This window comes from Streptomyces cyaneochromogenes, assembly GCF_003963535.1.
GTDB lineage: Bacteria > Actinomycetota > Actinomycetes > Streptomycetales > Streptomycetaceae > Streptomyces > Streptomyces shaanxiensis.
Window position 1 is genome coordinate 3,970,105 of record NZ_CP034539.1, and the last position, 13,158, is coordinate 3,983,262.

The following is a 13,158-nucleotide window of genomic DNA, read 5'->3' on the forward strand; positions in this document are numbered from 1 at the left end:
GAACTGGGGGCCTTAATACTCCACCCCTTTTTCAGGATACCTTTCTGCTTGAACCTTGATGGATTCACCGCTATACACCTCGTCTGGATCGATGTAGCGCCCGGTCGGCACGAGGACAGACTCTGGGAGCATGGTCGTTTCATCCCCGATGAGGACAGCGTAGATCCTCTCGTCGACGCCTTGACTCTTGCCCAAAATCACCCCTGCGGCACCAGCAACTCCGAGTTCTACAGTGTGGCTGGTCTCAAGAACGGTGACGACTTCGTCGAAATCGAACAATCTCATCTATGAGTCACCTCCCCAAATGGGTCTACATTGACGTGGCGATTATCGCGAGAGAGCCAACCGATCTTCTCCCGTCCTTGACGCGACAACTGAACATCCCACTCGAAAGGATGCCCCTCGGTACGCGATGGACCCACTGTCCACTCGTTACCGAATCGGTCAACATATCCACCGTTACGACCTCGCGGCAAGGGGTTCGCGGGATTATAGCCCTTCGGGGGCACATATCGAATGCGACCTTGGTTCGGCAGACCGAATTCCTCCCCCGGACCGGCTGCACGCATTCTTGCCTTGACAGTCCAACAGTTGCTGTTGTGAACGAGTACCGGAGTCTCCCCCGCCAGCACATAGTACGTGTGCTACGCGAAGTCTTCGACCTGCTTTTTCGCTGGTCAAGTGCGGTTTGCTGGTCCGGTGACGTGCGTGGGCGTCCGTGGTTGTGCGGGGTTGTTGCCGTCAGCTACTGCCGTCAGCCGGCTCAGCCCAGATACGGCTTCTCACGGTGTTCCAGAAAATGCTGGAGCCTGAGCTGTTGGGTGTGGTGCATCGGCAGCTGCTCGATCTCTTCGGGCGATACGAACCGGAGCTCGGTGGACTCGTCGGAGATTGCCAGCTGGCCGCCGGTGATGCGGGCGGTGAAGCAGACGTTGAACTGGCGGCGGACCTCGCCGTCGGTGTAGGCGATGATGTGTTTCGGGTCGGTGTAGGTGCCGACCAGGCCGGTGATCTCGACGTCCAGGCCGGTCTCTTCTTTGACTTCGCGGACGGCCGTGCCTGGCAGGGAGTCGGTGAGGTCCATGCCTCCGCCGGGTAGCGCCCACAGGTCGTTGTCGCGGCGGCGCTGGAGGAGGATGCGGCCGTGGTCGTCGGTGACGACGGCGGAGGCGGCGACGACCATGCTGTTCGGCTTGGGGGCGTTCGGGTCGTCGTAGTACTCGGTGCGGGCCACGATCAGCCTTCCTCTCGTACGGGCGTCGCCGTCGCCCACACCGCGTCGAAGCTCGCGGCATAGGTATCGAACATGCCGCCTGTCTCATGTCGCCGAAGATGCCACACGGGGGCGGCGTACGCGTTGACGCCCCAGACGTGGGCGTTGACGAGTTGCTGGTCGTCGGCGCGGTAGAGGGAGTTGTAGAGAGTGGTGCCGTGGGTGCGGACCTCGATGCCGGGGCTGCCGGTGAGCGGCCTGTAGTGCATGAGGGCGAGGCGGCAGCGGGATTCGATGCCGTGGCCGAACCGCTCCTCCTGGCCGCGGGCTTGGACGTTGTCGCTGTCGGCGTCCCCGATCGCGATGCGGACGGTGCAGCCTTCGGCGGCGCGTTCGGTGAGGAGTTCGTTCAGCCGGGGGTACGCCTCGTGGAGGAAGACGGCCGCGTACACGAGGATGTCGATCCGCTCCCGGGCCTGGGCCATCAGGTCGGTGAACGTCGAGGCGGGGATGTCGGCCCGCTGCTCGTAGAGCGCGACCAGTTCGGGGCTGATGGCGCGGGCGGGGCGGGCCTGGCGGAGCGCCGGCCAGAGTGCGTGCACGTCTTCTCCCAGGGCTCGGGCCGCCTGGAGGGCTGTGGTCCGGCGTGGCGTGCGCCCGAGGTTCACCCAGCGCTCGACCGACTTGGGGTCGACCTCGACTTCCTGAGCGAGGGCGGCGTACGTCCAGCCTCCCGCCGACATGACGGCTCGTAGTCTTTCGTTCGGCATGAGTCTCCCCCTTCGTCTCAGGACGGCACTAGGGACGTTCTACATGGTGCGGGACGTCCCGGAGTGGGGTTTGGTGGAGGTTCCTTCGTCCTGGCGACCGGCGTGAGGATCGGTGCCGACCCTGCGGCACCGACAGGCCCAGGGGCACGGATTCACGCCGCTGAGGAGCGTCTACGTGCGAAAGTGCGCCACACCTTATGTTCCCGCCCTGCGACTGGATGCCCGGTCGCGGACCGCCTTGCCGGGGTGGTCACGATGACGGACCGCAATTCTGACGCGGTCCAGTGCACCGCCTCGCCCAGTGTGGGCGCCGTGGCGGTCGACCGGCGGAACGGCAAGGTGGGCGTGGTGATGGGGCATGTCGGGCCGTACGTGCAGCTCCGGCCGCCACGCGGTGGCCGGGAGTGGGACGTGCCGCCCGAGGACGTACGTCCACCGACCCCGGCCGAGGAGCTGAGCGCCAAGGTGGCCGTGGCCAACCGGAGGTGGGGACGGTGACCCCTCGCTCGGTCCTCCGCTACGAGACCTGGACTCTCCAGCCTGACCGCGAGCCGGACGCGGAGCCGGTCCTGTACGCGATGCAGTGTGCCGTGGACGGCGAGACGTCCCCGGCAAGCGAGGACTCCACCGAACCGCAGAACTGGGTGCTGCGGCACTGCGGCCAGAACCCGTCCCACCACACCTACCGGGAGATCATCACCCGGCCCTGGCGGGCTTGGCGGCAGACCTGACCACCCTGCTCGCCCGGGTACCGCGCTGACCCACCCGACTCCCGTCCCTGCCGGGCGCAACTGATTGAGGCTCCCCCGTCCTCGTCAGCCTCGGCAAGGACGGGCCTTCACGTGCGCGCCGCGCCCATGACCGTGAGGCTCTGGCCTCAGCCCCAGAAAGTCAGCCACAACGGCGGGCGTGCCGACCGATCACCCGCCACGTGTGTCTCGCTCAACCCCGCACCGGCACCAGCCCAGTTACTCCATCGTCACGGCCCCAGCCAGGCATCACGGCTGGCGTTCCGGACGACAGCACCGCCGGGATACTGGTGCTGGCCTTGGCGAACCGTTCTTCGGCGGCGGCGAGTTCGGCGGCTACCTCGTCGTCGCTCTTTCCGCTGAGTCGTGCCGCTTCCTCGTCCGCACGTCGCTGGGCGATGCTCTCGTCGAGCATCTCGTTGTAGCGCTTGAGGAACTGATCGCGCGGGCTGAGCTGGCGGACGAAGACGCCTCGGCCCTGTACGGAGTAGATCAGCCCTCTTCCTTGAGGACCCGCAGGGCGTTCTGCGCGGTGGAGTTGGCGATGCCGTACTGGGCTTGCAGGTCGCGGGCGGACGGGAGCTTGGCACCGGGCGCGAGCCGGCCGTCCTGGATCTGCTTGCGGAACTCGTCCGCGGTCCGCACGTACGGGGGGCGTGGATCGTCAGCGGGACTGTCGGCAGTCTGCCAACCACGCCGGAGGTCACCGAGACCGATGTACTCGAGGTCGGACTCGCCGGGATCGACCTCGTTCAACGCCCACGCCGGAGCCTTGTGGGCACGCTTCACCACCTACCTGCGCCGGGAGATCGCCGCCGGGCTCGGCATGACCAAGGCGTCGAACTCGTCGTGATCAAGGAACTCCTCGGCCACGCTCACATCGGCGTGACCGCCACCGTCTATGCCCACGTCCGACTCCGCCTCCAGCGCGACGCCATCGACGCCCTCGGCACCGCGCTCGACGGCGTAACGAACACGCAAACCAGCCGAACTGACGGCGACGATCCGCCTCCGCTCCCCGCCCTTGTCCGTTGACGTTGCCGTCAACTACTGCCGTCATAGCCCACGGGAGCCCCACCTACGGGGCTCCTGTTTTGCTACAGCACTTTGCAGATTAACTCACGTCGACGTCTGGCGTGTAGCGCATAATGTCTCACATGAGCTCTCTCGCCCCCACGGACAATCAGGGCCTACTGCGTTTTCTACGGAGATGGTATGGTGCCCCGAAATCGCCCAATGTGAGACCGGAAGAATCACCTGAAACGCCCAGGGAACTTGTCGAGTGGCATGAAACCTCTGCCCAGTGGGACGGGGCGATCACGTCGCACAACTACGCCATTCCCCTGCCGGAACTCGCAGTAGAAGATGGAAAGATCCCGTTCTGGGTTGAGAACCAAGGAACTTGGGTTTGGGCATTCGATCCGAACGACGAAGATCACTCTGTATACGAGCGAGAACCATCCGACGAACCGAACCCCTGGAAGCGAACTGGCGAGCGACTCTCAGAATTCTTGATTCACGCCACAGTCCTAGAAGCCATTCTGGGTGCTCCTGCAACGAAAGTCACGCAAGGAGTACAAGCGGATTGGCTCTGGTCTCAGGAAGGCAGTCGTGAATTCCCCTTCCCTGCATGGAACTGGCCGGCCCGCGATTCACGCATCCTCTGCGGCGAGAACTGGCTGGCTCTCGTCCACCCGAGCGATGACCCCGAGGCAGGTCATGACATCACCCTGGCAGCGATTGCGCCAGAGGATCTCACCTGGGCGGAGAATACGCCAGGAATCAAGTGGCGCTCATACTCCGGCGCTCAGGACTACACAACTGATGAGCCGCCCCCCTGGTAGGTAGCCAAAACATGAATCGGCGGCCGATCCACCCGGATCGGCCGCCGATGACGTTCCTGAATCAGTGAGCTTCTTCAGCGTTGCAACTCCAGTGTGAGGACGGCCTTGGCGATTGACGTCATGCGGTTGGGGCTGCAGCGGGACCTGCGGAAGATCCGCCAGGACTTCAGGCGGGCGACTCCGCGTTCGACGGGTGCGCGCGCTGCGGCCAGGGCACGGTTGCGAGTCTTCTCGGTGGGAGTCAGTTTCTTCAGGGGCCTGCGTTTGATGCCCGTAGTCAGCCACGGACCGGCGCCCTGGTAGGCGAGATCGGCCACGATCGGAACGCCCTGGCGCTCGCAGATCCGGATGATCCGGTGGGTGCGGGCAGCGGTCAGGTCGTGGGTGCGGCCCGGCAGGGCGGGCGAGAGCCACAACAGCCGGCCGCCGGGATCGGTGACGACCTGCACGTTCACGCCGTGGCGCCGGTGTTTGTGGGAGTAGTCGGCCCGGCCGTCGCCGACCCGGTCGCACTCGGCGAGAGTGCCGTCGAGCAGGACGAAGTCGGGATCATGCTCGCGCAGCGTCTTCAGCAGACCCGGTGCACGGGCGGCGAGGAGGTCGACGACTGCGCTGGTGTAGGCATGCACGGTGGACTCGCTGATCCCGAACCCGGCAGCCATCTTCGCCAGAGTGATGTGCTCGCGCAGGTACACCAGTGCCACCATCGCTCGCTGGGACGGACGGAGCTTGCAGCGCCGGTCGCCCTCACGGGTGACGATCAACATGGTGACCCACTCCACGAGTGCATGCGGCAGGTCAAGTGCGGCAGGATGGACGACCAACGAGGCCCCCGAGCAACGTGATTGAGACGTCAGACATCTCGATCAACAGCCCGGGGGCCTCGCTCGTTGCGCTGCACGGGCCGTCACCCGATCGGTGGCCACATCGAAGAAGCTCAGTCAGGAAGTCCCACGAATTTCTCAGTCCTCCGTGGTGAGATCACCCAAAGCTGAGCACCTTCGGGCAGCATGTCAGGCAAGGTACTTCGGCAAGTCCCACACGCCCCCGTCGGATAGTCAATATAGAGCACGGCCTTTCTGACACCTGGATTCATGCGCAAGAATGCTGCTGCATGCGTCTCCACGTGCTCTGCGTTGGCCCTGGTCCTACCCGGAAGATTCTTGAGGAGCCCGGACTGCCCGCCAGGACCACTGATCATCGGAAGCTGGTCGCCGCCGACATCAAGAATCCCCACTGTGCGCCGCGGGTAGTCCTTCTGCAAATCCTTCAGGGACGGGCCGCAATTTGCATTGTGAACCAGGACCGGCGTCTCCCCCGCCAGCACATAGTACGTATGCAGGTCGTCAACCGTGAGGTTGTACGTACGAGCGTGCTTGGTGAAGGAACGGTTGGCGGTGACGATGACGGTGTCGCCCTCGTCGGTGAGCAGGGTCATGCCCGGCTTGAGGTCTCCCGCTTCGACCCAGCTTCGTTCCGATGGCGACCAGAACGGATGCTCGTACGTGGCCGTCAGTTTCTCGATGCCGTCCGCTGTTGCGATGGATAGCTCGTTGAAGAGCTTGTCGTCCTTGGTGACGATCAGGCGAGTTACCTTGCGCGGGCCGGTTTCCCCGGTTTCGGGGTCCGTGGCCAGTACTTCATCGCCGACCTCTACGTCCTCGATGTCCCTCGCGCTTTTGTCCGCCAACAGGACGTCAGTACCGGCGAGGAAACACTTGCAAGGAGCTGGGCCCTGCGACGTACGGCTCCGACCGAATCCGATGCCACCCCGCCCTGTCCCGCTTTCTGCGGCAACCAAGAGCCCGGACGCCATCGCGGCAGACATTGCGTAGCCAAGACCTGCTGGGCACTTCCTTCCCGCGGCCAGGCAGGCGTCGCCCTTCGCACCGTTTACTGTCACGGAGTTGGACGCGAAGGACAAATCGGCACAGGATTCACGGCCGTAATAACAAAGCTCGTCTATCGTCTTGTAGAAAGCATTGATGTACTTGCTGACGTTTTTCCACTTGGCTTCGACGTTGACTGTGGGGAATATCGAAATGTAGCCGTCCCCGTTGTAGTCGTACTGACTTGTTCCCTCGTCCCTCCAGTCCGTCGAGGGCCGTTCTCCGTCAGGGACGTCACGTACACAGCCACCTGGCTTGGTGCACGTTGCTGTGCCCCCATGCGCGGCCTCCAGCACCAGTCCGGTCGGGTCGCTCTTGCTCACCGGGCTGTTGTTGCTGTAGGCGTACCCGTTCATCTGAAGCGGGTCCGCGATGTCGATGATCGGATCCGCCGAAAGGAAGCGGCCGGAGTTCTGGTCGTACTCGCGGGCGCCGATGTGGGTCAGGCCGGTGGCCGCGTCGTCGATGCCGACGCCCAGGTAGCTGCGCTTGTTGGGCCAGTTGGTCGGCTTGGTGCCCCGGATCTCGCCGTACGGCTTGAAGGCGCGGTGGGTGGCCGCCTGTCCGCTCGCCACGTCCACCGATGTGTTCGCGGTGCCCAAGTGGTCCGCGAGCAGGACGTTCAGCTTGTGGCCCGTCGTCGCGCCGTTGCTCGTGGTGCGGGTCACCACAGGTGCGCCGGGTTGGGCGTAGGAACGGGAGGCCTTGGTGATCGCCCCCGTGGCTCCCGTCGTCACCTCGGTCTCGCCCAGGTAGAGCGTCGAGCCCGACGGTGAGTTCTCCAGGATGCGGTTGCCGGCGGCGTCGTAGACGTACGTCGTCTTCTTGCCGTCGTCGGTGATCGTGTCGAGCCTGTTCTCGGACGTCCAGGTCAGGTTCTGCGTGGTGGCGGACAGGGAGCGGGTCTCGGTGTTGCCCACGGCGTCGTACGCGTAACTGCTGCCCTTGCCCGACGGGTTGGAGCTGATCCACTTCATCGTGTGCGGCTGCGCGGTGGTGCCGTAGCCGTACGTGTAGGTGACGTTCTTGGTCGCGTCCGCCGGGTCGTGTTCCGTCAGGGTTGCGCGGTTGCCCAACCAGTCGAAGGTGAACGACTGACGGTACGCCGTCGCGCCAGTGGCCACGATCGTCGCGTCGGGAGCTGTGGCCGCCAGGGTCGAAGACAGGGAAGCGTCCGGGCTCGACCTGTCGCTCGCCGTGTCTGGGGCATGGGCCACCGGGCCGGAGGAGTTCCGGTAGTCGGTGCGATAGCCCCACGTTGTGCCGTTCGACGCCTTGCAGCCGGTGGCGTTGCCGGCCGGGGTGATGTTCGACGTCCAGGCGTTCACCAGCTCGCCCATCACGTCGTACGTGAAGCACTGGGTGTCCCACGTGGCGCCCGAAGCCTCAGACAGCTTGCGGGCGTTCGACGTGATAGTGCCGGACGCGTCGTACGAGTAGTAGCTGTCGGTGATGCGGTGCGGGCCGGAGGTCTCGCGGTCGGTGACCGTGCGCTGGAGGCTGCCGGTGTGCGGGTCGACGAAGTTGGTGGTCCAGACCCGGTAGGGCTGGGAGCTGGACACCGCCCGCAGGACCTCGCCGTACGGCGAATAGGTGGCGTCGGACGTGTACCAGGCAAGGCCGGAGGTCGACTCGGCCAGGCCGTCCCCGTTGTAGCGAGTGACGACCTTCTCCTTCGCCAGTCCGCCCACGGCAGGCAAGGTGACCGACTGCGGCTTGCCGGTCTGGGTGTAGGCGTACGCGTACGCGTAGGTGCCCGCCAGGCCCGCTGTCAGCGTGTTCGACGGGATCACCGTCTCACTGCCCGTGGGCCGGTAGTCGGTGTCGTAGCCGGTGACCCGGTTGATGTAGTCACCGCCCGGCGTGTGCCGGGTCGAGGCGACCGGCTGGCCCAGCGCGCCCGGCAGGCTGTCGTACGTGAACGACCTGACCGGGGCGGCGGTTGCCGAGCCCTCACGGACGAGCGTGACCCGGCCGAGCTCGTCGTAGTCCGTGTACGTCGTCCGCGACTTGGCGTCCGTCACCTTGACCGGGCGGTCGGCGTCGTCGTACCAGGTCTCCGTCTTGCCTGTGTCCGGGTCGGTGGTCGACGTCACGCGACCCCGGGCGTCGTACGTGTAGGTCCAGGCGTTGCCCGCCGGGTCGGTGACCTTGGTCCGGTAGCCGCGGGCGTCGTACTCGTACGTCGTCTTGCGGCCGCTGCTCTCGGAGGTGGCGGAGTCCCAGTTGCTCTTGGTGGCGTTGTCCTTGTAGTGGCGGATCGCGGTGACCCGGCCCAGTGCGTCGGTGTATGTGCGGGTCTGAGGGGCGGTCGAACCCGCCGGGTCCGTGAAGGCGCTGGTGTCGTCGTAGAAGGTGTACGAGAGGTAATCGGCCCTATAGGTGTCGCCGTGGTACGTCAGCTGGATCGACGGCCGTTCCAGACCGTCATAGATGTGCTGGACCCGGCTCGGGATCAGCGCTTTCGATCTCGGCGCGAACAACTCGGCCGCCGGCTCGCCCTTCGCGAGGTAGCCGCTCGTCTGCTCAACGACCAGGCCGTGGTCGTCGTACTTCGTGTCGGTGATGATCCGGCCGGGCCCGTGTGCCTCGGACTGGGTCTGGACCTGGCGCATCAGACCGTCGTAGATCGCCACCTGACGGCTGTACGTACCGTCGTCCTTCAGCGTCTTCATGGTGACGGCGGCGGGCCTGGTCTCGGCGGAGGTGGCCACCGCGCCCTGGTACGCGATCTCCACGTCCGGGGACTTGCCGCCCGAGGAACGCGACGGCGACCAGCCCTTCACCAGGCGGCCGAGGGCGTCGTACTCGTTGCGCGTGACCCGGCCGTTGGCGTCGGTGACCGTCAGGGCCAGGCTGCGGCCCGGGTCGTAGGTCGTGGTGACGGCGTGGCCCATGGCGTTGATCGTCTTCACCGAGGTGACCGGTCCGCCCGCGTCCGCAGGCGTGTACTCCGTCCTGGTGGTGCCGGCGCCCGGCTTGGTGACGGTGCGGATGCGGCCCAGCGGGTCGTAGGTGGTCTTGGTGACGACCGAGTACGAGGTTCCTGCGCCGTTGATCCCGGCAGCGGAGGTGACCCGCCCCTTCGTCGGTGTCTGACCGACCTCCAGGTCGTCGTAGCTGTTCTGCACCGCATTGATGAGCTTGGTCGCCGGGTCCGCCGTGTCGTGGGCGGCACAGGACGTGCCCGTACTGCGCCGCTCCTTCGGCAGACCGATCAGCCACGCGGAGGTGTTGTGCACATACGACGTCTTGGTGCAGGTCTGGTCGGAGAGGGTCTCGCCGCTGCCGTTCGGCTTGACCACGGCCCTCTCCACCTGGACCGGCAGGCCGTAGGTGCCGTCGACCGTCGTCAGCGTCCGGACGGCCCGCCAGCTGTCGTCGACCTTCTGGATCTCCTCCGTACGCTCGACCCCGACGCGGTGCGCGAGCAACGGATCCATGTCCGTGCCGTTCTCGGCCTCCCGCGGGCGGGACGCGGTCTGCTTCGACCAGGGGAAGTTGAGCGTGCGCTTGTGGATCCGCTTGTCGGCGTCCCGGTAGGTGATGGTCTCCGCCGTCATGCCCGCGTACTGCGGTGCGTCGTCGGCGAGCAGCGTGTGCTTGTCTTCGGAGTCCTTGACCGCCCCGCCCACGCCCTGGAAGTACCGGGTCTCGGAGTATGACTGCGCCTGCGGGAAGTTCAGCTGGTTGGTGGTTCTACTGCCCTTGGTGACGGCCACCTGGCGGTAGCCGCGCCAGACGCTGTGCGTGCGCAGGGACGGGCGGGTGAACTCGTCGTCGCTCTTGGCCCAGGCGGGTTCCGAGTACGCGTATGTCGTGTGGACGGGCTTGCCGTGCGAGGTGACCTTGTCGGTCTCGGTCACGGAGTCGACGACGTACTTGTTGAACCAGGACTTCGCGGGCGTCTTCTCGTCGCCGTCGGGCGACCAGCGGACGGGGTAACAGGTGCCGTTCCGCTCGCCCTTGTCCTCGGACGGCTCGGTGGCGCAGCCTCCCGTGTACTCGACCTCGATGTCGCCGCCGTACTCCGTGGCGACCGTGCCGATACGCGGGCGCGTGAACGCGGGGCGCTGATCGTTCGGGCCGCTCGGCACCAGGTTCGGCAGCTGACGGTCCTTCAAGCGGTCGTGCAGGGGCGAGGTGGGGCCGACCGAGTACTCGGCGAAGCTGACGCCGTCCTTGTGCTGGAGGGTGCCGGTGGTGTCGCCGGGGGCGAAGCCGCGACGGGTGATCGAGTTGAGCCACAGGCCGGGGGCCGTGTCGTACCAGTCCTCGGGGAAGGACTGGTGGAGCTGGTACGTGTCCACCTTGCCAAGGCCGGTCTGGCCGGCGCGGGCGGCCTTCGTCGTCACCGTGTCCAGGCGCATCTGCGTCCAGAAGGACGGGAACGACGGGCACAGCTTCGAGGTGGACTTGCAGTTGAGGTTGCCGGGAGTGTCCCACCAGGGGCGGTACGCGCCCGGGTCGTCCGTCTTGGCGAAGTTGGCGGGGTCGCAGGCCGTCTCGGACTTCAGGCAGCGCTGCTTGACGCCGAACTCGACGGTGGCGGACGGCTTGGTCAGGTCGGTTGGACGCATGCCGTACTCGATCGACGTCGGGTAGGCGTAACGGTCGTACTGTTCGGGAGTCTTGAACCTCTTCTTGACGGCATTGTGGTTCGTCTCCTGCTTCCAGTTGACGACCATCGTGTTGCCGTGCACGTCGACGACCTTGTCCAGGCCCCAGCGCCAGGCCTGCTTCTTGCCGGCGCCGCAGCGGGAGTCGGCGAAGGCGGTGGCGTGGCAGGGTTCGCCGGGGTGGTTGCCGAAGACGGGGACCGTGGAAACGGAACTCGTGTCGGCGTGGCCGCCGCCGACCTGGTTGAGACCGAAGTAGTACTTGGTGCCGTCCCGGGTCGTGACGATCCAGTACTCGCCGTCGTTGTCGCCGTTGGCTCCGCCCGTCCGGCGCTCCACGCGGATTCCGTCGTCGCTCTGGGGGCGGTAGATCTCGGTGTCGGTCTCGGGATTGCTGCCCGCGGCCGCGTCCCGCACCAGCTCTACGCTCCGGCCAGCCAGGGACATCACCGCGCGCAGAACGGGGCCAGGAACCGCTGAAGAGGCGCGAGCCTTGCTTTCCCGGGCGGGAACGGAAGTTCATTCGTCGAATGCGTGACCATTGCGTGGAGTGCTCGTTAGGTGCGGTGAGAGGATCTTCGCACCGGGGGGAGGCTGTCGAATGAGCGGGAAGTTCCGGCCACGGCCCGGTTTCGTGGTGCAGGCCTACAAGTTCGCGCTGGACCCAAACACCGCGCAGGAGCGGGCGTTGCGCTCGCACTGCGGCGCCGCCCGCGCCGCCTACAACTGGGCCGTGTCCTGGGTGACCGCCTCGTGGTGGCAGCGCAAAGCCGAAGCCTCCTATGGCCTGGGCGAGGAGGGGCTCACCTCGTGGCGTCCGTGGTCGCTGCCCGCGCTGCGCAGGGAGTTCAACAGGGTCAAGATCACCGATCCCAGGTTCGCCGACTGGTGGGAGGAGAACTCCAAGGAGGCCTACAACACCGGGCTGGCGAATGCGGCCGCCGCGTTCGACAACTACGCCAATTCCAAACAGGGCAAGCGCAAAGGCCCCAAAGTGGGTGTCCCACGCCGGAAAGTGAAACGGAAGGCACGACTGGCCTGCCGGTTCACCACCGGGACGATCCGCGTCGAGTTGGACGGTCGGCACGCCACCCTGCCCCGGCTGGGCACGATCCGCACCCACGAACCCACAGTCAAGCTCCTGGCCCGCCTCCAGGACGGCACAGCCCGCATCCTGTCCGCGACCATCCGGCATGAACGCGGACGCTGGTTCGTCTCCTTCCAGGTCGAGGCTGCACGCGAGATCACCCCCGTTGCCCGGCCCGATGGGGCCGTCGGCATCGACCTGGGCATCAAGCACCTCGCGGTCCTGGCCGACAGAACCGGTGAGATCCGCTACGAGCCCAACCCACAGCATCTGGACGGCTCCCTCAAGCTGCTGCGGTTCCATTCTCGCCGCGTCTCCCGACGGCAGGGACCGGACCGCAACAAAGGCATCCAACCTTCCAAGCGATGGATCAAGGCCAATACCGAGCGCAACAAGGTGCACCACCGGGTGGCGAACCTGCGCACGGACGCCCTCCACAAACTCACCACCCGTATCAGGGCCGAGTACGGCACCGTGGTGGTGGAAGACCTCAGCGTCGCCGGAATGCTCAAGAACAGCCGCCTTGCACGCAAGGTCGCCGATGCCGGGTTCGGGGAGATCCGGCGCCAGCTCACATACAAGGGCCAACGGAACGCCTGCCGCACCATCGTGGCGGACCGCTGGTACCCCTCCTCCAAGACCTGCTCGGCGTGCGGCGCGGTGAAAGCCAAGCTGCCGCTGCACGTCCGAGTCTTCACCTGCGATGTCTGCGGCCTGGTCATGGACCGGGACGAGAACGCAGCCCGCAACCTCGCCGCTCTCACCGCGGCCGTAACAACTGGTACCGGAGTGGCCGGAGACCAGGACACGCCCTGCGTGTCGAAGCCTCGTGGAGCCGACCGTAAGACCCGCCGCCAACGCCCCGACCGGAACACCGGCCGAGGCGGGCGGGCAGGTGGCGCAACCCTGCCGCACCAGCGACAGACGGAAGCGAGAGACCGTCGTCAAGCCGAAGCCCTCGTGCTTTGGTGACGTCACGGACCTTCC

Annotated in this window: 14 protein-coding genes; 6 read left to right on the forward strand and 8 right to left on the reverse strand. The window is 66.0% G+C overall.

Annotated elements, in window-relative coordinates:
• Positions 1 to 12: 12 nt before the first annotated feature.
• The 4 genes from EJ357_RS17765 to EJ357_RS17780 form a co-directional block, all read right to left on the reverse strand.
• On the reverse strand, positions 13 to 285 hold the full coding sequence (locus EJ357_RS17765; protein ID WP_126392611.1) for a hypothetical protein: 273 nt from the start codon (positions 283 to 285) through the stop codon (positions 13 to 15).
• Positions 282 to 569 (reverse strand): polymorphic toxin type 17 domain-containing protein, encoded by a 288-nt coding sequence (locus EJ357_RS50755; protein ID WP_126392612.1) that lies wholly within the window; start codon positions 567 to 569, stop codon positions 282 to 284. The genes EJ357_RS17765 and EJ357_RS50755 overlap by 4 nt, the downstream gene beginning before the upstream one ends.
• Before the next feature lie 194 nt (positions 570 to 763).
• Positions 764 to 1,234, reverse strand: coding sequence for an NUDIX domain-containing protein (locus EJ357_RS17775; RefSeq protein WP_126392613.1), 471 nt, complete (start codon positions 1,232 to 1,234; stop codon positions 764 to 766).
• Between the two features lie 2 nt (positions 1,235 to 1,236).
• Positions 1,237 to 1,983, reverse strand: a complete 747-nt coding sequence (locus EJ357_RS17780) for a helix-turn-helix transcriptional regulator (protein WP_126392614.1) — start codon at positions 1,981 to 1,983, stop codon at positions 1,237 to 1,239.
• A gap of 255 nt (positions 1,984 to 2,238) precedes the next feature.
• On the opposite strand from EJ357_RS17780, the gene EJ357_RS17785 reads away from it, so the two are divergent.
• Together EJ357_RS17785 and EJ357_RS17790 are read left to right on the forward strand one after the other, a co-directional pair.
• Positions 2,239 to 2,481 carry a hypothetical protein gene (locus EJ357_RS17785; protein WP_126392615.1) on the forward strand — a complete coding sequence of 81 codons (243 nt, stop codon included), beginning with the start codon at positions 2,239 to 2,241 and terminating at the stop codon, positions 2,479 to 2,481.
• Complete coding sequence (locus tag EJ357_RS17790; RefSeq protein WP_126392616.1) at positions 2,469 to 2,714, forward strand: DUF7848 domain-containing protein; 246 nt, start codon at positions 2,469 to 2,471, stop codon at positions 2,712 to 2,714. Before EJ357_RS17785 ends, EJ357_RS17790 begins: the two co-directional genes overlap by 13 nt.
• 211 nt (positions 2,715 to 2,925) lie before the next feature.
• Here EJ357_RS17790 and EJ357_RS49380 read toward each other — a convergent pair whose 3' ends face one another.
• Positions 2,926 to 3,147: a hypothetical protein gene (locus EJ357_RS49380; RefSeq protein WP_228473085.1), complete on the reverse strand. Its 222-nt coding sequence runs from the start codon at positions 3,145 to 3,147 to the stop codon at positions 2,926 to 2,928.
• A gap of 77 nt (positions 3,148 to 3,224) precedes the next feature.
• Positions 3,225 to 3,377, reverse strand: a complete 153-nt coding sequence (locus tag EJ357_RS50230; protein ID WP_267132851.1) for a GntR family transcriptional regulator — start codon at positions 3,375 to 3,377, stop codon at positions 3,225 to 3,227.
• 70 nt (positions 3,378 to 3,447) lie between these two features.
• Between EJ357_RS50230 and EJ357_RS50235 the strand changes: the two genes are divergently transcribed.
• The 3 genes from EJ357_RS50235 (at position 3,448) to EJ357_RS17805 (ending at position 4,576) form a co-directional block, all read left to right on the forward strand.
• The gene (locus tag EJ357_RS50235; RefSeq protein ID WP_175647217.1) at positions 3,448 to 3,585 is read left to right on the forward strand and encodes a hypothetical protein; all 138 of its coding nucleotides are present in this window, start codon (positions 3,448 to 3,450) and stop codon (positions 3,583 to 3,585) included.
• Complete coding sequence (locus EJ357_RS17800) at positions 3,582 to 3,767, forward strand: hypothetical protein (protein ID WP_126392617.1); 186 nt, start codon at positions 3,582 to 3,584, stop codon at positions 3,765 to 3,767. Before EJ357_RS50235 ends, EJ357_RS17800 begins: the two co-directional genes overlap by 4 nt.
• Positions 3,768 to 3,889: 122 nt before the next feature.
• On the forward strand, positions 3,890 to 4,576 hold the full coding sequence (locus EJ357_RS17805; RefSeq protein WP_126392618.1) for a hypothetical protein: 687 nt from the start codon (positions 3,890 to 3,892) through the stop codon (positions 4,574 to 4,576).
• 74 nt (positions 4,577 to 4,650) lie between these two features.
• On the opposite strand, the gene EJ357_RS17810 is transcribed toward EJ357_RS17805, so the two are convergent.
• Together EJ357_RS17810 and EJ357_RS17815 are read right to left on the reverse strand one after the other, a co-directional pair.
• Positions 4,651 to 5,400 (reverse strand): transposase family protein, encoded by a 750-nt coding sequence (locus EJ357_RS17810; protein WP_126392619.1) that lies wholly within the window; start codon positions 5,398 to 5,400, stop codon positions 4,651 to 4,653.
• Positions 5,401 to 5,513: 113 nt separating this feature from the next.
• The gene (locus EJ357_RS17815) at positions 5,514 to 11,501 is read right to left on the reverse strand and encodes a polymorphic toxin-type HINT domain-containing protein (protein WP_228473087.1); all 5,988 of its coding nucleotides are present in this window, start codon (positions 11,499 to 11,501) and stop codon (positions 5,514 to 5,516) included.
• 217 nt (positions 11,502 to 11,718) lie between these two features.
• On the opposite strand from EJ357_RS17815, the gene tnpB reads away from it, so the two are divergent.
• Positions 11,719 to 13,143 (forward strand): IS607 family element RNA-guided endonuclease TnpB, encoded by a 1,425-nt coding sequence (gene tnpB / locus EJ357_RS17820; RefSeq protein ID WP_228473088.1) that lies wholly within the window; start codon positions 11,719 to 11,721, stop codon positions 13,141 to 13,143.
• The last annotated feature ends 15 nt before the right edge of the window (positions 13,144 to 13,158 follow it).

What these genes read in the sequence shown, in the direction of transcription:
- EJ357_RS17765 (WP_126392611.1), bottom strand. Translation starts at nt 285, where the DNA reads ATGAGATTGTTCGATTTCGACGAAGTCGTCACCGTTCTTGAGACCAGC.
- EJ357_RS50755 (WP_126392612.1), bottom strand. Translation starts at nt 569, where the DNA reads ATGCGTGCAGCCGGTCCGGGGGAGGAATTCGGTCTGCCGAACCAAGGT.
- EJ357_RS17780 (WP_126392614.1), bottom strand. Translation starts at nt 1,983, where the DNA reads ATGCCGAACGAAAGACTACGAGCCGTCATGTCGGCGGGAGGCTGGACG.
- EJ357_RS17785 (WP_126392615.1), top strand. Translation starts at nt 2,239, where the DNA reads ATGACGGACCGCAATTCTGACGCGGTCCAGTGCACCGCCTCGCCCAGT.
- EJ357_RS49380 (WP_228473085.1), bottom strand. Translation starts at nt 3,147, where the DNA reads ATGCTCGACGAGAGCATCGCCCAGCGACGTGCGGACGAGGAAGCGGCA.
- EJ357_RS50235 (WP_175647217.1), top strand. Translation starts at nt 3,448, where the DNA reads ATGTACTCGAGGTCGGACTCGCCGGGATCGACCTCGTTCAACGCCCAC.
- EJ357_RS17805 (WP_126392618.1), top strand. Translation starts at nt 3,890, where the DNA reads ATGAGCTCTCTCGCCCCCACGGACAATCAGGGCCTACTGCGTTTTCTA.